Origin of the sequence: Streptomyces sp. NPDC002793 (genome assembly GCF_040295485.1) — a bacterium.
GTDB lineage: Bacteria > Actinomycetota > Actinomycetes > Streptomycetales > Streptomycetaceae > Streptomyces.
This window is the reverse complement of record NZ_JBEOVL010000004.1, coordinates 1-19,100: the sequence shown is the minus strand read 5'-3', so window position 1 is coordinate 19,100 and position 19,100 is coordinate 1. Positions and strand designations below refer to the sequence as shown.

The window sequence follows — 19,100 nt, the reverse complement described above, 5'->3', positions numbered from 1 at the left end:
CGCCGTCACAGCCGGCTGAGGGAGGCCGCGGCGGACAGGACGTCGCGGATCGCCTCACGGTCGCCCTGCTGACCGGCCGCGGCCTCGACGGGCGGCACATGGCCGGCGACCAGCCTGCAGAACTCCACCCCGTCGAGCGCGACCTGCGCGACCGTGTGGGCGGGGGAGCCGAGGGCGGCCGGGGAGTCCAGCGCGATGTACCAGTCGCCGCCCCCGCGTCCCTCGACCTCCAGATGGAGGGAGCGGCCCGGGGATCCCGCGGCGACCAGGTGACGGGCCGGTGCGGCCAGCCCCGCGCGGCGGCGCCCGGCGAGCGTGGCGGGCAGCAGACGGGCCGCCAAATCGATCATCCGGTGGAGATGGGAGGCGGCGGGCGGTTCGTAGGGGTAGTCCACCGCGTCCGCGATGTCACCGGCGTGCAGCCAGCACTCGAAGGCCCGCTCGAGGAGCGAGTCCTGCAGCGGAAGGGCGAAGTGCCCGTACGAGACGGAGCGCTCCGAGATGGCGCGGCCGGCGAACGACACCGTACGGATGAGGGAGTGGCTCTGGTCGCGCCAGGGCTCCCGCACGGCCCGGGTGAGCGGCCGGGTGGACGCCGACCAGTACGCCTCGGTGCGTTCGGTCGGTGACACGGGCAGGTCACCCGCGCCGAGCGGGTCCTCCAGAGCCAGCGCCCCGGACACCAGACCGTCGACGGCCACCAGATGGCCGATCACCCCGGCGACCGTCGTCCTGCGGTTCACCTGCCGGTCGTCCTCGAACCACTTCAGCCGCACCGGGGCGTGCCACTCCGAGTCACCGATGTCCCGCAGCAGAGCGTCGAGCCGCGCGGTCTCCGCGTCGTACGGCGAGGCCCACGTCGGGACGGGGATGCGTGCCGGGCGGCGGCCCAGGCAGCCCTCCAGGACGCGGGACCGGAGCATCGGGTCCAGGTCCAGGGTGCCGTCGGTGTGCAGCAGGCCCACGGCGTCGCGCAGTCGCAGCGCTTCTTCGGCGCAGGGCGCGCACGAGGTGAGGTGCTCCTCGACGGCGGCCGTCTCCTCGGCCGAGCAGGCGGCCAGGGCCCAGGCGCCGAGGAGTGACGTGAGCACCTTGTGGGGGAGCGGCGGGGCGGCCGGTTCCGGCGGCCCGGGTGGTTCCGGGGGTTCCGGCGGTGGTTCCGCTTCCCCGGACCGGACCGGGGGCAGCTCCTCCCGGTCGTCCGCGGCTGCCCTGGGCCCCGGTATGCGCCGCTCGACCGGCCGTTCCCGGTCACGGCGGTCGCCGCCGTCGCCGCCGTTCACGGTGTCGGCCCGTATCCGGGAGGTGCCGTGTCCGCCGACGGCCGGGTGTTCGCGGTGGAGAGCAGCTGGAGGCCCAGCCGCAGCCTGCGCCTGGCCTCGTCCCCGGTGACTCCGAGGTCGGCGGCGGTCTGCCGGTAGTCCCGGCGCTGGACGTACGCGAGCTCCAGGGCGGCGCGCAGCGGCGCGGGCATGGAGGCGACGATGTAGTCGGCGCGGGCCGCGGTGGTTGCCTTGAGCACCCGGTGGTCCAGCTCCTCGCTCCGGGCGTCGGCGTCCGGCCCGTCGGACTCGGCGTGGATCCTGCGGAGCCGCTGTACGGACCGGCGGTGGGTGAGCCGCGCCACCCAGGAGCGCATGGATCCGTGCCGGGGGTCGTAGGCGTCGGGGTTCTCCCAGACGTAGCCGAAGACCTCGCGGGTCACCTGGTCCGCCGCGTCCTCGTCGTCGAGCATGCGGTGGGCCTGGCTGTGCACGAGGGCGGCGAACCGGTCGTAGAGCTCGCCGAGCGCCGCCGCCTCCCCGCGCGCCAGCCGCTGCTGCATGCGGCGGTCCCAGCGCGGTGGTGCGTCCTTCGCCATCCAGCCCCCAGCCCTGTGCCTCTCGTCACCCCGAATGTAGTCGGCCACATAGTTCGGGCACGTACCTTTGGGGCAAGTACGTCCCTGGAGTGGCGTCGGATGATAGAGGGTGCTTCACCCCTTGCCCTTTCGTGATCGAATAAACGATCCTGAAGTGATCATTTCCGGATCAATCCTGTGCCATGCCTGTGGTCGGAACGGTGTTTCACGGGCGGGTACGCGGGAAACCGCGAGGAGGAACGGAAACTTCCGGATCCTCCGGAGCCCCGGAACGAGAGGCCGAGTCGCGTGACGCTGAAGGTGTACGAGACCGAGCAGGACGCGTGGACCGTGCTGCGGATCCATGGCGAACTCGACCTCGTGAGCTCACCTGTCGTGCGCCAGTCCGTCCACGGGGCGGTGGCCGCGGGACGGCACGACGTCGTCCTCGACCTCTCCGGCGTGCTCTTCTGCGACTCCAGCGGCGTCGGCGTCCTGATCGCCTCCCGCCGTCTGATGAAGTCCTGCGGCGGTCGGCTGCGGCTGATCCTCCCGGCCCGCGGCGCGGTCGACGGCTCGCACGTCAACAAGGTGCTCGGCGCCCTGGGGGTACGTCGTCTGTTCGACGTCTACCCCGACGCGGACGCGGCCACCGACGACGCGTCCAGGCCGCTCACCGCCTGACGCGCCGGACCGACGCGAAGTCGTCACACCGCTGAGGACCTGTGGTGACACGGGACGCCGCCCGGCGTCGTACGCTCCCCGCATGGACAGCGCAGAGTACGAGCGCAAGATCGCCCACCGCTTCGCCGCCTTCGACCAGGACGGCAACGGTCACATCGATCGCGCCGATTTCAACACCGCCGCGGCCCGGCTGCTCGCCGAGTTCGGTACGACGGCCCGCTGCGACCGGGGTCAGTCGCTCTACACGGGTGCCGAGGCCTTCTGGCAGGGCATGGCCGGCATCGCCGACGTCGACGGGGACCAGCGCGTCACGCGTGAGGAGTTCATCGGCGGGGCCGTGAAGAGGCTGCGTGACAACCCCGAACGCTTCGCGGAGATCGCGCGGCCCTTCCTGCGCGCGGCGATCACCGTCGCCGCCGGCACGGCGCCCGACCCTGCCCCCGCCGCACCCGCCTCGGCCCCGGTCGCCGCGGTGGAGCGCGCCCTGCGGGTGCTGGGCACCCCGGGGGACATCGCGAGCGTCGCGGCGCGGAGCCTGGACACCGACCAGGACGGCCGGATCGCCGAGACGGAGGCGGTCGCCGCCTTCTCCGCGTACTTCACCGTGATCGAGCCCGAGGCCTGACCGGAGACGTGAGCGGTGCGTGCCCTCCCGTGGCCCTTCCCGGCGGCCTCCGGGAGGGGCCACGGCGCCGGGACCGGGGTGGTCGTGGCGGACGGGGGGCGCGCGGGACGCGGATCGTGGGTCACTCAGCGCATCCGGAGCGCGAATGCGCCCCCGGAGCGACCGTCACCGGGCGGAGTCGACGGCTCGCGCTCGGGTACGCTCCGTTGGATGCGAGTGGTAGTGGAACCGGAGGCTCCGGGGACGGCCCAGGTGGCTGCCCCGGGTGAAGTCCGGCGCCCTGCTCGCGACTCACGGAGCTGCGACGGGCCCGCCGGGGACGCGATTCCCGGGACGTCGGTGCGCTCCTGTTCGACTCCCCGCAGAGCGCGACGCACAGTATGGACCACGCGTACTCCTTCGCGCTGGAATATGCCCGAAGCGCTTGTCGCGGTGACTGTACGTCAACCATGCTGTCTCGCAGTGGAGTCACGTTCCGTGACCCTGAGGAGGCGCTAGGCGATGTGTCCGCCGGTTCGGATGGTGTGAGCGGTGCAGGTGCTTCAGGTGCAGATGGAGGTCGGGCCGGATCCCGCGGAGGTCGGCAGGGCTCGGAGATGGGCGCGGTCACGGCTGGCCGGGTCAGGGCTGGGGGAGGACGAGCCGCTCGCCGAGACGCTCATCCTGCTGATCTCGGAGCTCGTCACCAACGCGGTGGTCCACACCGGCTGTCCGGCCGTCCTGCGGATGCTGTTCGGCGCGGCCGGCTCGGCGGGGACGGTGCGTGTCGAGGTGGCCGACACCAGCTGCCGTCCGCCCCGGCCGCGTCACGCGGAGGGGGAGGACACCGGCGGCCGTGGCCTGGAGCTGGTGGACGGCCTCGCGGACCGCTGGGGCTGGCAGCGGGAAGGCACCGGGAAGCGGATCTGGTGCGAGGTCGACCGTGGTGGCCCGGTGATGATCCCGGTGGTCCAGGAGAAGCCGGGTGACCGGGCCCGTCTCTGAGGTGGCGCTTCAGCGCCCCGCGACCGTCGAGCGGAACGTCCGCCGGTAGACCGTGGGCGAGACCCCCAGCGCCGCCTGCACGTGCTGCCGCAGGGAGGTCGCCGTACCGAAACCGGCGTCCCGTGCCACCCGGTCGACCGACAGGTCGGTGGACTCCAGCAGGTGCCGTGCCCGTTCCACCCTCTGCTGGGTGAGCCACTGCCCCGGACTGATGCCGACCTCCTCGCGGAAGCGGCGCGTGAAGGTGCGCACGCTCATCGACTCCTGCCCCGCCATGTCCCGCAGCAGGATCGGCTGTTCCAGCCGTCCGAGCGCCCAGGTCCGCGCGGCCGTCGTCGTGGCGAGCCCCGCCTCGGGCAGTGGGCGCCGTATGAACTGCGCCTGGCCGCCGTCGCGGTGCGGGGGCACGACGGTGCGGCGGGCCACGTCGTTGGCGACGGCGGTGCCGTGGTCGCGGCGCACGAGGTGCAGGCACAGATCGATGCCGGCGGCCACACCGGCGGAGGTCAGCACGTCCCCGTCGTCGATGAACAGGACGTCCGGATCGACGTGGACCTGTGGGAAGAGCCTCTGGAAGTGGGCGGCCGAGGACCAGTGCGTGGTGGCGGGGCGCCCGTCGAGATACCCGGCCGCAGCGAGGACGTAGCCGCCCGTGCAGATGGAGACCATCCGGGTCCCCGGCCTGATGTAAGCGAACGCCGCGGCCAGTTCGCGGGTGAGCCGGCCCTCCTCGTGCACGGGGCCGAGTTCGTACGAGGCCGGGACGACGACGGTGTCGCCGGTGGCGAGGGCGTCGGGGCCGCGCTCGACCATGATGCTGAAGTCGGCGTCGGTACGGACCGGGCCCGGGGGACGCACGGAGCAGGTCACGACGTCGTACAGCTCCTCGCCCGTGCCGTCGGCCGGGGTGTCCGCGACGGTCCGGGCGCGCCCGAAGATCCGCTGGGGGATGCCCAGTTCGAAGGGGATCACTCCGTCGAGCGCGAGGACGACGACACGGTGACGCATCTGGACTCCTGCTCTCCCAGCGATTGGGCGGGACCGACGACGGCCTGATAAACGTACCGGCCATGAAGGAAACGCAGACCGTTCCCGCGCCTGTTCCCCGCGTCGCCGTCCTCCGCCTCCGTGCGACGGCCGCGGCGGCGGCGCTCGTGACCGTGGCGGCGGGTCTCGGTGTCCGCGCGGCGGCGGGCGGGGACGTGGCGAAGTACGCGGGGGACGCGCTCTATACCGTGCTGATCCACGCCTTGGTGGTCGTCCTGGTGCCCCGTGTGCGGCCGTTGACCGCCGCGGGCGCCGCGCTGGCTTTCAGCTGGGCGGTGGAACTGGCCCAGCTCACGGGCGTACCGGCCGACCTGGCACGGCAGAGTACGGTGGCACGGCTGGTGCTCGGCTCGACGTTCAACGCCCCCGATCTCCTCTGGTACGGGGTGGGGGCGGCCCTGGCCTGGGCAGTCCACAGCCGCCTGCGGTCCGGGCGCCCCTGACCGGATGGCCCGATCCCTGCGAAGGGTGGCCGACGGGCCACTCGTCCGGAGGTGACCCCCGGCCGGATGCTGAGCGGCGTGACCCAGACCCCCGACAGCGCGACGACCGACAGCGCGACGACCGACGGCCCGACGACCGACGGCCCGACGACCGACGGCCCGGCGACCGGGCGGGCTCCCCGCCTCCACACCGGTCCACGGGTGCACCGTGCGTGGATCGTCGCCGCCGTGGCCTTCGTGACAATCATCGGGGGCGCCGCCTTCAACTCCCTGCCCGGCCTGCTGATCGATCCCCTGAACGAGGAGTTCGGCTGGTCGCGCGGCGAGATAGGCCTCGCCGTCTCCCTCGACATGGCGCTGTACGGGCTGACCGCGCCGTTCGCCGCGGCGATGATGGACCGCTTCGGCATGCGCCGGGTCGTGGTCGTCGCGCTCGGCGCGGTCGCGGCCGGTGCGCTGGCGAGCGTGTGGATGACGGCGTCCTGGCAGCTGATGCTCTACTGGGGACTCCTCGTCGGCCTGGGCACCGGATCGATCGCGATGGCCTTCTCCGCGACCGTCACCAACCGCTGGTTCGTGGCCCGGCGCGGTCTGGTGACCGGCGTCCTGACGGCGGCCGGCGCCTCGGGCCAGCTGATCTTCCTTCCGCTGTGTGCCTGGATCGTCGTCGAGCACGGCTGGCGCCCGGCCTCGGTGACGGTCGCGCTGGCGGCGCTCGTCGTCGTCCCGTTCGTCTGGTTCCTGCTGCGCGACCATCCGGCCGACGTGGGCCTCGCCCCGTACGGCGGCACATACGTCGGGAAGCCCGCGCCCGTCACGGGTGCGGCGACCCGCGCGGTGCGCGTCCTGCTCACCTCGGCCCGCACGGGGCCCTTCTGGCTGCTGGCGGGCTCGTTCGCGATCTGCGGCGCCTCCACCAACGGCCTGGTCCGTACGTACTTCGTGCCCTCGGCCCACGACCACGGCATGGGGATCCCCGCGGCGGCCTCGCTGCTGGCCGTCATCGGCGTCTTCGACGTCATCGGCACGATCTTCAGCGGCTGGCTCACGGACCGCTTCGACGCCCGCCGGCTGCTGGCGGTCTATTACGCGCTGCGCGGGGTCTCGCTGTTGTTCCTGCCGGTGCTGATGGCTCCGACGGTGCATCCGCCGATGGTCTTCTTCATCGTCTTCTACGGCCTGGACTGGGTCGCCACGGTCCCGCCGACCCTGGCCCTGTGCCGGGAGCAGTACGGCGAGGACAGCGCGATCGTCTTCGGCTGGGTCCTGGCGTCGCACCAGCTGGGGGCGGCCGTGGTGGCCTTCCTCGGCGGGGTGGTCCGGGACGTGACCGGCTCGTACGACCTGGTCTGGTACGGCGCGGGGGCCCTGTGCGCGATGGCGGCCCTGATGGCCCTGGTGATCCGACGCGAGGCGGGCGAGGCGGCACGGGCCACCCCCTGAGACGCGGGGTTCAGGCCGTCCTGGCCAGGCGGGCCGCGATCTTCCGCGCGTCCAGGGCCATCTCGCGGAGCATGCCGCTGATCGGGTTGGTGTAGCCCGTGAAGTAGAGCCCCGGTGCCCCGTCCGGGGTGCGGGCGCCGTGCACCACAGGGCGGCCCCTGTCGTCCAGTACGCCGAGGTGGCCGACCAGGTCCTCCAGGGCGCGTTCGTAGCCGGTCGCCGCGATCACGGCGTCCGGGGAGAGCCGGGTTCCGTCGGCCAGCACCACGGCGTCGCCGTCGAAGGACTCGACCGCAGCCACGGGCACCACCCGACCGCTCCTCACCGCGTCGATCAGCCCGACGTCCTGGACGGGGATCGCGCCCTCCTTGACCCGGGAGTACAGGCCCGTGTCCGGGCGCGGGAGGCCCCGGTCCGCGAGATCGGGCACCGAGACGCGGCACATCAGGCGCCCCGCCCGGTCGACCAGCCGGACCGGCAGCCGGCGGACCAGGACGGCCGTCGCCTGGGCGGGCCAGCCGGCGGTGGAGCGGCGCACGATGTGCGGGGTCGTGCGCACCGCGATCCGCACCCCGGACGCGCCGCCCTCGACCAGGTCCGCGGCGATCTCGGCCCCGGTGTTGCCGATTCCGACGACGAGGACGTCCTTGCCCGCGTACGGGGCCGGGTTGCGGTAGTCCGCGGCGTGCACCAGTTCGCCGGTGAAGCCCTCACGGCCGGGCCACGGGGGTATCCGCGGGGTGTGGTTGAAGCCGGTGGCCACCACCACCGCCCGCCCGGTGAGCACGCGGCCGCCGGTCGCGCTCAGCTGCCAGCCGGTGCCGTCCGCGGTCCGGTCGACCCGGGAGACCTCGACACCCGTCACCACGTCCAGCTCGTGGTGCTCGGCGTACTTCTCCAGATAGCGCACCATGTCGTCGCGCGACACCCAGCGCCCGAACCGGCGGGGCATCGCCAGCCCCGGCAGTGCGGACCAGCGGCGGACCGTGTGCAGGTGCAGCCGGTCGTAGTGCCGGCGCCAGGACGACCCGACGCGGTCGGACTTCTCCAGCACCACCGCCCGTACGCCCTGTTCCCGCAAGGCCGCCGCGGCGGCGAGACCGCCCGGTCCGCCGCCGGTCACGTAGACCGGCCGGCCGTCGGTGCGGTCGATGGAGGCGGCGAGGGCGTCACCGGGGACGGGAGTGCTTTCGGGCATGCTTCGGAGCGTAATGGGACATGGACATGATGGGTTCCGGTCCGGGCGGGAATCGGTTGCGAAATGATCACGGGGAGCCGCCCGGGTCGCCGGTGATCAGGGCCAGAGGAGCTCGCGCGTCCAACCCGCACCGTCCCGGCGGTAGCGCAGCCGTACGTGCCGGCGCCGGTCGTCGCCCTGGAAGAACTCCACCTCGCGCGGCTCGACCACGTACCGCGTCCAGGTGGCCACCTCGGCGTCCGGCTCCGCCCCGGCCCGCTCCCAGGCCGCCCCGGAGGCCCGTACGAGGTCCTCGTACGCCGGTAGCACCGCGCTCTGCGATCCGGTCAGCGCCGCGGCCAGTGCGCCCGTCGACCTGGCCCGCAGATCGGCGCGGCTCTCCTCGCGGCTCGCCGGGGTGGCCGTGCCCCGGACGCGCACCTGGCGGCCCTGGGCGGGCCAGTAGAAGCCGAGCGCCGCGTACGGGCGGGCGGCGAGCTGGCGGCCCTTCGCGCTGGTGGTGTGCGTGGCGAAGTGCCAGCCGCGCTCGTCCGCGTCGTGCAGCATCAGCGTGCGCACATCGGGTACGCCGTCCGCGTCCGCGGTCGCCAGGGACATGGTGTGCGGTTCGTGCTGTCCGGCCGCCACCGCCTCGGTGAACCAGGAGTGGAACAGCGGGAGGGGGGTGGCGGGTGCGTCGGACGGGTCGAAGCGGGGGAGGGGCACGTCCCAGACGCGCTGTGCGTGGAGCAGGTCGCGGAAGTGCTTCTGTGCATCGCTCATGGCCCCATTCCACAGTGTCCCGCTTCGGTGCGGAGACGCCGACGGCGGACCACGGGGCGTGGTCCGCCGTCGGTGAGACAGGACGTGGGGCGCCGTGGACGTGACCGGCGCCCGGCGCGTGCGGGGGAGGGGGTGCTGCCCGGGCCTACCTGGCCGGCTTCTTGCCGGTGATGCCCAGGTGCACCAACAGGGCGAGCGTGGGCCGGAGTTCGGTCTGCTTCACGCCCCAGGTGGTGAAGCCCTTCTGGTGCGAGGCGACGCCGGACAGCATGACCACGAGGGAGCCCGCCACCGCCGCGGGGCTGACGTCCTTGTCCACCTTGCCCTTGGACTGGAGCTCCTTGACCGCGTCCGTAAGGGAGTTGGTGACCGAGTTCAGGACCTTCATGCGGAGCTTGTAGAACCGCTTGTCGCCCTCGGCCGCGCCGAGCTCGACGACGCGGAGGATCGCGTCGTGGCGCCGCCAGAAGTCGAGGAATCCCTCGACGAGTTCCTCGGATGCCTGCCGGCCGGCCTTGCCGACCCAGGAACGGCCGCCGACCAGTTCGGTCAGTCCGGCACCTTCCTTGGCCATTTCCTCGGCGAGTTCGAGAACAGCGCCCTCGACGTCGGGGAAATACTGGTAGAAAGTCGCGGGTGAAGTCCCAGCCTTCCGGGCCACGTCGATGACTTTGACGTCCCGGTACGGCGAGGAGCTGAGCATCTCGCTGAGGCAGTCGAGCAGCTTCTGCCGCGTCGCCTGACCTCGCCGACCAGCCACGCGGCCGTCGACGGTGCGCACTTGTCCTGTCATGCCGTCAGCTTATCGAGGGGTGATCCGAGCGCGATCTGACCGACTGCAAATGGGGAACGCCCCAGTGTGGACGGGGTGAACGGCGCAATTCCCGGTGGTGCACGGATGCCTATTCGCGCGGGCGGCAGGTGTTTATGAATTCCCTCTCGGTCCGCGCGGGGCGTGCACCGGAGTGATGGTGTTATCAACAGCCTGTGGATAACTTCGGTGGACAACTCTCGTCCACGCGGGTCGCGGAACCTTCACGATTCGGGCAAAAGTTCTATTTCGCCCCTCGGGGCGCGCCGAAGGGCCCCCGACGCTACGTTGAGTGTGACGGGCGTCACGGCTGCCCCGGTGTCGAGGTCCACAGGGATCCGCCGCGACACCGTCGCGAGGCCGTCGAAGCGCCACCGCGACCTCACAGCGACGGAAGGACCGGGCCATGGCCGCATTCGCGCAGTCCGCGCCGTGCTGGGTCGACGTACAGCTCGCCGATCTGGAGGCGGGCAAGCGCTTCTACGGCGGACTGTTCGGCTGGACCTTCCACGCGGGTGACGGGATGCCCTTCGCCGACGCGTACAGCGACGGGGAGCTCGTCGCCGCGCTCGCCGCGAAGCAGGACGGCCGCATGCCCACGACCTGGGGCGTCTACTTCTCCACCGACGACATCCGGGCCTCCGTCGCCCAGGTCCGCAAGGCCGGCGGCCACGTGATCACCGATCCCGTACGGGCGGGCGCGGCAGGGATCCTCGCCCAGGCGGCCGACCCCGGCGGCGCGGTCTTCGGGCTCTGGCAGGCCGGTGGGCGCGCGGGCTTCGAGAAGTGGAACAGGCCGGCGGCCTTCTGCTGGACCGAGGTCCACACCCGGCAGCCGGAGCGTGTGGACGCCTTCTACGAGGAGGCCCTCGGATTCCGGGGGGCCGACATCGGGCTGCCGGGCGCCACCGGGTCCACCGAGCCGTTCCGCATCTGGTCCCCGCCCGGCACCGAACCGGGAGAGGACACCGCGGTCGGCGGGCGCGCGGTCATCACGGACGCGTTCCCCGCGATGCTGCCCAGCTACTTCCTCAACTACTTCGCCGTCGTCGACTGCGACGGCACGGCCGAGGCCGCCGCGCGCCTCGGTGGCCGGATCACGGCCCCGCCCCTGGACACCCCGTACGGGCGGATGGCGGTCCTCCAGGACGACCAGGGTGCGGCTTTCGCCGTGCTCCAGCCGGCGGAGCCCCTGCCGTAGTTGTCCCGAAGGTGTCCTGAAAGGGATGGATGCCATAAGACACCCCGATCCGCCCCCGGGTTCGCAACCGGGCCCCGAGCCAGGAAGAATCAGGGTGCGCACCGCCAAGTGGTGCCCAGTGGTGAGACGCTGCACAGGGCGGGATTTCGCGGGCTTCTGTTTCCTGAGGTCCGTACGGGGAGGTGGCAGGCAAGTGGAGCAGCTGACGCAGCATGACCCGAGGCGGATCGGCCCGTTCGAGGTGCTGGGACGGCTCGGGGCCGGCGGCATGGGGCTGGTCTATCTGGCGAGATCGGCATCGGGCCGGCGGGTGGCGATCAAGACGGTCCGTACGGAACTGGCCGAGGACCAGTTGTTCAGAGTCCGCTTCACACGTGAGGTGGAGGCCGCCCGCGCGGTCAGCGGTTTCTACACCGCCGCCGTGGTCGACGCCGATCCGAGGGCCCCCGTGCCCTGGCTGGCCACCGCCTACGTTCCCGCCCCCTCGCTCGAGGAGATAGTGAATGAGTGCGGGCCGATGCCGACGCAGGCCGTGCGCTGGCTGGCCGCCGGGATCGCGGAGGCCCTGCAGTCGATCCACGGGGCCGGTCTCGTCCACCGGGACATGAAGCCGTCCAACGTCCTCGTGGTCGAGGACGGGCCACGGGTGATCGACTTCGGGATCGCGTCGGGTGTCTCCAACACCCGGCTGACCATGACGAACGTCGCGGTGGGCACGCCCGCCTACATGTCTCCGGAGCAGGCCCGCGACTCGCGCAGCGTCACCGGCGCCAGCGACGTGTTCTCGCTCGGCTCGACCCTCGTCTTCGCGGCGACGGGCCACGCGCCCTTCCACGGGGCGAATCCGGTCGAGACCGTGTTCATGCTCCTGCGGGAGGGGCCCGACACCGAAGGGCTCCCCGACGACCTGCGCCCGCTCATCGAGTCCTGCATGCAGATGGACCCGACCAGGCGGCCCAGCCCGGCCGATCTGCAGTCCCAGCTGGCCCCGCACCTGTTCGCCTCCGGCGGCGACGACAGCGGCACGGCGTCGGCCTGGCTGCCGACCGTGGCGACCGCGATGATCGAGCAGCGCCGCGGTGGCGGCCGTGCCGTCGCCGTCGCGCCCGCACCCCCGGCCGTACCGCCGCCGCCGCGCCACGCCCCGCCCGGGGCGGACCGCGACGGGGCATGGCGCGGCGGCGATCTGCGGACCGCGCCGGCCCCCCTGCCGGCATCGGCGCCCGCCCCCGACGGCGGCCCCGTCCAACTGCCCGGCGCCCAGGTGCCGATCGGGCCGGGGCCGCGCCCCGTGGACGTACGGGGTCCCGCCGCCGCGCACGCCGACCCGGCGACCGGGTGGGTGCGCGCCCCCGGCGGACAGACCTCGGCCGTGCCGACCGCTCCGGTGCCCGCCCCCGTGGCGGCCCCTGACGGGGCGCCCGCCGGGCCGGACCGCTGGCGGCCGTGGCGTTTCCGCATGTCGAACGACGTGTGGGGCACCCCCGTCGTGGTGGGCGATCTGCTGTACGTGACGTCCTTCGAGGTCCACGCCCTGGACGTGGGCAACGGGCGCCGTCGGTTCAAGACCCGTGACGTGGCCTGGTCGATGGCCGTCGACGGAGGCAGGATCCACGCCTCTGACGGTCCGTCCCTGTACGCGCTGGACGCGATGACCGGTGCCGAGGTGTGGCGGCTGCGGACCGACGCCTGGGTGTACTCCCTCAAGGCCGACCGGGGCACCGTCCTGACCGGGACACGAGGCGGCGGCGTACAGGCGTGGGACGCGTCCGGCGGCGAGAAGCTGTGGGAGACCTCCGGAGTCCAGACGGACTTCGAGACGCCGGAGTCCGGGCCCGTCATCCACGACGGCACGGTGTACCTCTGGCAGGACGCCCGGCTGCGGGCCGTCGACGCGCGCACCGGCACGGAGCGCTGGTCGTACCCCATCGGCGACGCCGCTTCCTGCGGCGGGGTGCCGGTCCGGGTGACCCCCGCGTCCGACGGCTTCGTGTACGTCGCCGCGGGGACCCGGGTGCTGGCCGTGGACGCGGTCTCGGGCCGGGTCCGCTGGCACTTCGAGTCACCGGCCGTCTTCCTCTCCCCGCCCGCCTTCGTGCCGGGGCCGGCGGTCACGGGTGGTGGGGTGTACCTCGCGGACTACCTCGGCACGGTGTACGCCCTGGACGCCTCGACGGGCAAGGACCGTTGGCGGATCGCGACGGAGGCCCGGCAGTCCATCGAGCCGGTGCTGGTGACGGGCGGCAACGTGCACGTCGGCAGCGGCAGCGCGCTGTACACCCTGGACGCGGTGACCGGCACCCCGAAGTGGCGTTTCGCGGCGGGCGGCGAGGTGGTCGGCGCACCGGTGGTCGCCGACGGCCGGGTCCACTTCGGTTCGGCGGACCACGTGCTCTACACCCTGGACGCGGCGGGCGGCCAGCTCCGCTGGAAGCTGGCCACGGGCGGCGAGATCACGGGCTCCCCGGTGGCGCAGGCGGGCGTCGTCTACGCGTGCAGCAAGGACCGCTGCGTGTACGCCCTCGACGCTCTCAAGGGCACGGGCACGGGGAACAGGGCCCGGGCCTGACCGCCCGGAAGCCTCAGGGGTGGGGCGGGCGGTACCGGTCGTCCGGGTCCTCCTGGACCGGGTACCGGGCGGTGTCCTCGCGGCCGTCGCCGGGGGACCTCCGGTGCCGGCCCGGCCCGATGTACGGATCCGCCTCCGGCTCCGGCGCGGTGGAGGTCTGCGCGGCGGGCCCCGGCTCCTGCGTCGGCGGCCAGGTGTCCGGGCGGTCGTCCGGGGGCGCGGGACAGGGCTCGGATCCACGCCGCGCCCGTGCGCGCCGCCGCCCCGACATCAGCAGCGCGCCCAGCAGGAGCAGGACCCCGCCGGCCAGCGCCTGGGCCACGCCCCACCGGAGCCCGCCCCCGTCACTGCGGACCGCGAGGCTCCCCGCGTCCTGGCCCTGGCGGACCATCCACAGCACGGTGGAGGCGAGCACGATCAGGCCGGCGAGGGTCACCACCCAGCGCGCGCGGAGCACGATGCCCACGAGGGTCACCAGCGCGGCGAACAGGAACGGCAGCAGGATCGACCCCAGCACGGACGAAGAGGCACCGCTGACGCCGTCGAACAGGTCCTGGACGCGGTAGTCCCGCCCGAGGCGGTCGTCGTACCACCGCCGGAAGGGGCTCTGCACGGCCGCCGCCGCTCCCAGGAGTGCGACGACGGAGCCGAGGACATTGCGGATCATCGACAGCCTCCCGGGCCATGGCGCACACCCGTGCGCACCGCTGCCCCCGCTCGACGCTACGCCCGGGCGATCTTCCCTGCCATCCGGAGGGACCATGACCGGACCGTGACAGGGTCATGACGGTCCTGAGGGTGAGGGGCCGGAACACTGTGCGTTACGGTGTCGCCCGGCCGTGCGACGGCCGGAAGAAGGACTACGACAAGGGGGGCTGCATCGATGGTGCGGCGACAGATGAGGTTCGCGGCGGTACTGGTCGTGGTGGTGCTCGCGCTCACCGGGTTCTCGACGTCCAGCAGCGGCGGCAAGGGCGGGAAGAGCCGAAGCGGCGGCGGTTCGAGCGGCGGCGGCTGCTCAAGCTCCGAGAAGAGCAACGGCGGCTACCGCGATCACGACGACGATGACTACGACAGCTCGTCGGGCTCGTCCGGCGGCTCCACGTACACCACGCCGACGCCCGCCCCCACCGCGTCGGACGCCCCCGACCTCCGCGTCATCCGGTGCGCCCGGCCGAAGAAGGGCAAGCGCAAGGCGGTGACGTCCTCGACGATCGAGATCCGCTCCACGGCGGCCCTCACCCACACGTACGACGTGGACGTGACGTTCGAGGACGCCCGGGGCCGGATCGTCGACACGGGCGAGGCCACGGTCGACCTCGACTCCGGAGAGACCGGGACGGTGACGGTGAAGATGGACAGCCCGCGCTCGGTCTCCCGTGTGAAGCGCTGCCTGGTCACGGCGGAGCCGCGCGCCTGACGTCAGGGGTTACCGGCCGGGCGTTGTGCCCGGGAGCGTGCGAGAGGGGCCCGAGCCGACCGGCTCGGGCCCCTCTCGCGTGCGGACGTGCAGCGGCCGCGACGGCTCCCCCTCCGCGCCGCCGCGGCCGCTCCCCCCCGTCGTCCTTCGGCCTAGCGCGGGTCGCCACCGGTCATGTGGCTGTCGCCCAGCGTGGTGATCTCGGGCTCACCGGTCATGTGGCTGTCGCCCAGCGTGGTGATCTCGGGCTCGCCCGTCATGTGGCTGTCCGTCGGCTTGACGTCGCCCGTGGCGCCTGCCTTCGGGACCTCGATCTTCTTGGCATCGCTCATGTCGTGAACTCCATATTCCGGTGCATGGATGGGCGGCAAAGCCCGTCCGGCAGTTCCCCCGTGGACTTCCGGACGGGCTGTTCAGAGCCGTTCACCTTGGTGCGCGGTCCCGACGGCCGGATCGTCTGCCCCCCGACGCGACGATCTGACACGGATCAGAGTGCAGGGCCGTGATAAACGAACGATGAACGTGCTCTCAGCGGCCGTTGGGGGCAGGCGCCGGTGACAGCAGGAGGCGGACGGCGTCGGCCTCGGGCGCCTTCAGCTGTTCGAGGGTCGACAGGGCCTCGCGCCAGCACACCGTCGCGCGGTCCGCCTGCCCGATCCGCTTCAGCGCCTTGCCCAGCACGGTCAGGACGTTGGCGCGACGCCACTCCCCTCCTATGTGCAGGAGGACGGCGAGCGCCTGCTCGGAGAGGGCCGCGGCCTCACCGGGGCGCTGGGCGTCGAGGTGGACTTCGGCCAGCCGGAAGAGCGTCATGCCCTCCCACAGCCGCTGGCGGCTCTCCCGGAAGACGGCGAGTGCTTCCTGGAGCCTCTCCTGGGCCTCGCTCTGACGGCCCGCGTGCGCCAGCGCCAGTCCGAGCGCGTACCGGCCGTTGGCCAGACGCAGCGTGAGCCCCAAGCGGTTGTACAGCGCGACCCCCTGGCCTGCCAGCCGCACGGCGCTGTCGGTACGGCCGATGGCGAGCTGGATACGGGAGAGGTTGCACAGGGCGCTCGCCTCGCCGGGCCGGTTCCCGTCGGCCCGGAACGCCGCGATGGTCTGCTTGAGCAGGGGTTCCGCCTCGTCCGGCCGGTTCCGGTACCCGGAGATGATGCCGAGTTCGTTGGGGGCGTTGCAGTTCGTCCAGACGTCGTCGACCGTCGGGGCCAGCCGCATGGCAAGGCGTGCCTCGTCCTCCGCCTGCCGGAAACGGCCGGCCATGCTGTGCACCTGAGCGAGCGTGGTGCGCGCACGGGCCTCGGAACGCGGGTCACCGGCAGCCACGGCGGCGTCCCGCACCGCGATGGCAGCGGACTCGAACTGGCGGGAGTTGGCACCCGACTCCGCGAGGTCCTTCGCCGCCAGCATGAGGTCGACGCCGCGCCGGACCCGCCCCGAGGCGGCTGCCTGCCGCGCGCAGGCCAGCAGCGAACTCGCCTCGGTGTAGAGCCAGTCCAGCGCGGCCCTGTGCTCGGTGAACGCGAGGCCCGGATGCTCCGTGGCGTCCAGGTGATCGACCGTCCGGTCGCCCGGCCGCTCCAGCGCGTACACCCCCGCGGCCGTGGCCAGGTAGAAGTCCAGCAGCCGTGACAGGGCCAGCTCCCTCTCCACCGGCGGCTGTTCGTCGCGTTCGGCGCATGCACGCGCGTAGAGCCGCACCAGGTCGTGGTAGCGGTAGCGGCCCGGAGCGGCGGATTCCAGGAGGCTGGTGTCGACCAGGGTCTCCAGGAGGTCCTCCGCCGTGTGGTGGTCCAGGTTCAGGAGGGCGGCGGCCGCGGCGAGGGAGATGTCCGGGCCGTCCGCCAGGCCCAGGAGGCGGAAGGCGCGGGCCTGGGCCGGTTCCAGCTGGCCGTAGCCGAGCTCGAAGGTGGCCTTCACCGCGAGGTCGCCGGCCTGGAGCTCGTCGAGGCGGCGTCGCTCGTCGGCGAGCTTGGCGGCCAGCACCGAGACCGTCCAGGTGCGGCGGGAGGCCAGCCGGGAGGCGGCGATGCGGATGGCCAGCGGCAGGAAGCCGCACGCGGCCACCACGTCCAGGGCCGCCTCGCGCTCCGCTCGGACGCGTTCGCCGCCGACGATACGGGTGAAGAGCTGTAGCGCCTCCTCGGGGGACATCACGTCCAGGTCCACGAGGTGCGCCCCGGCCAGGTCGACCATGCGGACGCGGCTGGTGACCAGCGCCGCGCAGCCCTGCGTGCCGGGGAGCAGGGGCCGGATCTGGGCCGCGTCATGGGCGTTGTCGAGCAGGATCAGGATGCGGCGGCCGTCGAGGGTGGAGCGGTAGAGCGCCGCCCGCTCGTCCAGGGAGTCCGGGACAGCCGAGTCGGCGGTGCCCAGGGCGCGTAGGAACGCGCCGAGGACGATCTCGGGCTCGGCGGCCCTGGCGCCCGCGCCCTGGAGGTCGACGTAGAGCTGGCCGTCCGGGAAGTGCGGGCGTGCCTGGTGGGCGACGTGCACGGCGAGGGTCGTCTTGCCGACGCCGCCGATGCCGGCCAGCGCGGAGACCGCCATGACGGAGCCGTCGGCGGACACGAGCCGGTCGCCGAGCTCGCGCACGAACGCGGCGCGGCCGGTGAAGTCCGGGACCGTGGCCGGGAGCTGGGCCGGGCGGACGGGGGCCGGGACCGGGGCCGGTTCGTCGGCGGGGCGGGCCAGTTCCTCGTCGGCCCGGAGGATCCGCTGCTGGAGCTGGGCGAGTTCGGGGCGTGGGTCGACGCCCAGTTCCTCCGCGAGGAGGCGACGGGTGTCGGCGTACACCGCGAGGGCCTCGGCCTGCCTGCCGCTGCGGTACAGGGCGACCATCAGCAGTTCGCGCAGCCGTTCGCGCAGGGGGTGGGCTGCCGTGAGGGCGGTGAGTTCGGAGACCGCCTCCGCGTGGCAGCCGAGCTCCAGGTCCAGGTCCAGGCGGTTCTCGGTGAGCTGGAGGCGCCACTCCTCCAGGCTCGTGCGCTGGTTCTCCGCGTACGGGCCGGGGAGCGAGGCGAGCGCCTCGCCGTCCCACAGGCCGAGCAGCTTGTTGATCAGGGCGCGGGCCTGGTGGCGGTTCCCGCTCCCGCGTGCCTTGTCCGCCTCGGTGGACAGGTCCTGAGCGAGCGTCAGGTCGAGGGTCTCGCGCGGGATCCGGACGGCGTAGCCGCCGGACTCGCTGACCAGGGTGTCCTGGCCGAGGACCTTGCGGAGCCGGGAGGCGTACGTCCGTACCGTGGCCAGTGCCTGGGACGGGGGGTCGTCACCCCACAGGGCGTCGATGAGCTCGGCGGCGGTGGCCGTGCGGCCGTCGCGCAGGAGCAGCGCGGCCAGCAGGGCGCGCTGCTGCGGGGAGCCCGACGGCAGGGCCTCGCTGCCGCGCCAGGCGCGTACGGGACCGAGCACGGTGAAGCGCAGTTCGGCGCCGGCCGCCCGTTCCAGTGGAGCGCGTTGCTCCGGAACGCGCACACCGGATCCGTTGTCGCGGTCCATGATGCCCCCTGTCCTGCTTGCCCTGCCGGTGCTGCTGACCCGCTCCGTGACGTGCCGTTGGTATCGCGGTCAACAGTCTGCCTTGTTCCGGGCGGGCTCGTCAGCATCGGGTGGAGCTCTGCACAGGCCCTCGACACGATTCCGGTGCGAGGATCTGCGCGGCGGGTGCCGTCAGGTCATCCGGCGAGGGGCAACCGGAGTTCCGTGACCCAGTGGTCAGGGTTCTCCGGGCACTCCAGGGTGACCTCACGGGCGTAACCGGCGGGACGCCGCCCGAGGTCGTCCAGGTGGCGGGCGAGTGTCTGCTCGGTCCCCAGCACGTGGTTCATGGAGCCCCGGTGGGCGATGGTCGCCGCCTCGAACGCGGGCAGATCGACGACGGTGACGCCGGTGTCGCCGAGCGGGCCGGCCGGTGCCCCGACGGTCACCCCGGCGTGGACGACGACCGCCCGTAGGGCGCTGCTTTCGAAACACGCCCTGCGGCTTGTTCTTTATCTACCAAGATCTTCCAGGCTTGCCGATGGCCTTGAGGGTCTCGGCGCGTTTGACGGTCTTGCCGACGTCGTAGCGGGGTGCCC

Annotated in this window: 17 protein-coding genes and 1 pseudogene; 8 read left to right on the top strand and 10 right to left on the bottom strand. The window is 72.9% G+C overall.

Annotated features, from left to right (window positions below):
• Nucleotides 1–5: 5 nt before the first annotated feature.
• Nucleotides 6–1,283 carry a zf-HC2 domain-containing protein gene (locus tag ABT001_RS04925; RefSeq protein ID WP_351272480.1) on the bottom strand — a complete coding sequence of 426 codons (1,278 nt, stop codon included), beginning with the start codon at nt 1,281–1,283 and terminating at the stop codon, nt 6–8.
• Entirely contained in the window at nt 1,280–1,861 is a 582-nt protein-coding gene (locus ABT001_RS04920) for an RNA polymerase sigma factor (RefSeq protein ID WP_351272477.1), read from the bottom strand. The genes ABT001_RS04925 and ABT001_RS04920 overlap by 4 nt, the downstream gene beginning before the upstream one ends.
• Nucleotides 1,862–2,149: 288 nt before the next feature.
• On the opposite strand from ABT001_RS04920, the gene ABT001_RS04915 reads away from it, so the two are divergent.
• The 3 genes from ABT001_RS04915 to ABT001_RS04905 all read left to right on the top strand — a co-directional run bounded on the left by ABT001_RS04915 (nt 2,150) and on the right by ABT001_RS04905 (nt 4,133).
• On the top strand, nt 2,150–2,524 hold the full coding sequence (locus ABT001_RS04915; protein ID WP_351272475.1) for an STAS domain-containing protein: 375 nt from the start codon (nt 2,150–2,152) through the stop codon (nt 2,522–2,524).
• A gap of 82 nt (nt 2,525–2,606) precedes the next feature.
• Nucleotides 2,607–3,149, top strand: coding sequence for an EF-hand domain-containing protein (locus tag ABT001_RS04910; protein WP_351272472.1), 543 nt, complete (start codon nt 2,607–2,609; stop codon nt 3,147–3,149).
• Between the two features lie 531 nt (nt 3,150–3,680).
• The gene (locus tag ABT001_RS04905; RefSeq protein WP_351272469.1) at nt 3,681–4,133 is read left to right on the top strand and encodes an ATP-binding protein; all 453 of its coding nucleotides are present in this window, start codon (nt 3,681–3,683) and stop codon (nt 4,131–4,133) included.
• A gap of 9 nt (nt 4,134–4,142) precedes the next feature.
• Here the strand turns inward: ABT001_RS04905 and ABT001_RS04900 are convergent, their stop codons facing one another.
• On the bottom strand, nt 4,143–5,141 hold the full coding sequence (locus ABT001_RS04900; protein ID WP_351272466.1) for a GlxA family transcriptional regulator: 999 nt from the start codon (nt 5,139–5,141) through the stop codon (nt 4,143–4,145).
• A 62-nt stretch (nt 5,142–5,203) separates the two neighbouring features.
• Between ABT001_RS04900 and ABT001_RS04895 the strand changes: the two genes are divergently transcribed.
• A complete protein-coding gene (locus ABT001_RS04895) occupies nt 5,204–5,623 on the top strand; it encodes a ribosomal maturation YjgA family protein (protein ID WP_351272463.1) in 420 nt (139 codons plus the stop codon).
• A gap of 66 nt (nt 5,624–5,689) precedes the next feature.
• Nucleotides 5,690–7,066, top strand: a complete 1,377-nt coding sequence (locus ABT001_RS04890; protein WP_351272460.1) for an MFS transporter — start codon at nt 5,690–5,692, stop codon at nt 7,064–7,066.
• A gap of 10 nt (nt 7,067–7,076) precedes the next feature.
• Here the strand turns inward: ABT001_RS04890 and ABT001_RS04885 are convergent, their stop codons facing one another.
• From ABT001_RS04885 to ABT001_RS04875, 3 genes are all read right to left on the bottom strand, one after another.
• On the bottom strand, nt 7,077–8,264 hold the full coding sequence (locus tag ABT001_RS04885; protein WP_351272457.1) for a flavin-containing monooxygenase: 1,188 nt from the start codon (nt 8,262–8,264) through the stop codon (nt 7,077–7,079).
• Nucleotides 8,265–8,360: 96 nt separating this feature from the next.
• The gene (locus tag ABT001_RS04880) at nt 8,361–9,026 is read right to left on the bottom strand and encodes a pyridoxine/pyridoxamine 5'-phosphate oxidase (protein WP_351272455.1); all 666 of its coding nucleotides are present in this window, start codon (nt 9,024–9,026) and stop codon (nt 8,361–8,363) included.
• A gap of 145 nt (nt 9,027–9,171) precedes the next feature.
• Nucleotides 9,172–9,819, bottom strand: a complete 648-nt coding sequence (locus ABT001_RS04875) for a TetR family transcriptional regulator (protein WP_351272452.1) — start codon at nt 9,817–9,819, stop codon at nt 9,172–9,174.
• Between the two features lie 424 nt (nt 9,820–10,243).
• Between ABT001_RS04875 and ABT001_RS04870 the strand changes: the two genes are divergently transcribed.
• Complete coding sequence (locus ABT001_RS04870; RefSeq protein WP_351272449.1) at nt 10,244–11,038, top strand: VOC family protein; 795 nt, start codon at nt 10,244–10,246, stop codon at nt 11,036–11,038.
• 193 nt (nt 11,039–11,231) lie between these two features.
• Entirely contained in the window at nt 11,232–13,607 is a 2,376-nt protein-coding gene (gene afsK, locus ABT001_RS04865) for a protein serine/threonine kinase AfsK (protein WP_351272446.1), read from the top strand.
• Between the two features lie 13 nt (nt 13,608–13,620).
• Here the strand turns inward: afsK and ABT001_RS04860 are convergent, their stop codons facing one another.
• The gene (locus ABT001_RS04860) at nt 13,621–14,274 is read right to left on the bottom strand and encodes a hypothetical protein (protein WP_351272443.1); all 654 of its coding nucleotides are present in this window, start codon (nt 14,272–14,274) and stop codon (nt 13,621–13,623) included.
• Between the two features lie 216 nt (nt 14,275–14,490).
• Here ABT001_RS04860 and ABT001_RS04855 point away from each other — a divergent pair, with 216 nt between their 5' ends.
• Nucleotides 14,491–15,027 (top strand): hypothetical protein, encoded by a 537-nt coding sequence (locus ABT001_RS04855; protein ID WP_351272440.1) that lies wholly within the window; start codon nt 14,491–14,493, stop codon nt 15,025–15,027.
• Between the two features lie 152 nt (nt 15,028–15,179).
• Here ABT001_RS04855 and ABT001_RS04850 read toward each other — a convergent pair whose 3' ends face one another.
• The 3 genes and pseudogenes from ABT001_RS04850 to ABT001_RS04840 form a co-directional block, all read right to left on the bottom strand.
• A complete protein-coding gene (locus tag ABT001_RS04850) occupies nt 15,180–15,359 on the bottom strand; it encodes a hypothetical protein (RefSeq protein WP_351272437.1) in 180 nt (59 codons plus the stop codon).
• Nucleotides 15,360–15,555: 196 nt separating this feature from the next.
• Nucleotides 15,556–18,522, bottom strand: coding sequence for an SARP-family global regulator AfsR (gene afsR / locus ABT001_RS04845; protein ID WP_351272435.1), 2,967 nt, complete (start codon nt 18,520–18,522; stop codon nt 15,556–15,558).
• Between the two features lie 176 nt (nt 18,523–18,698).
• Nucleotides 18,699–18,971: pseudogene (locus ABT001_RS04840) on the bottom strand (GyrI-like domain-containing protein); the annotation flags it as partial.
• Between the last annotated feature and the right edge of the window lie 129 nt (nt 18,972–19,100).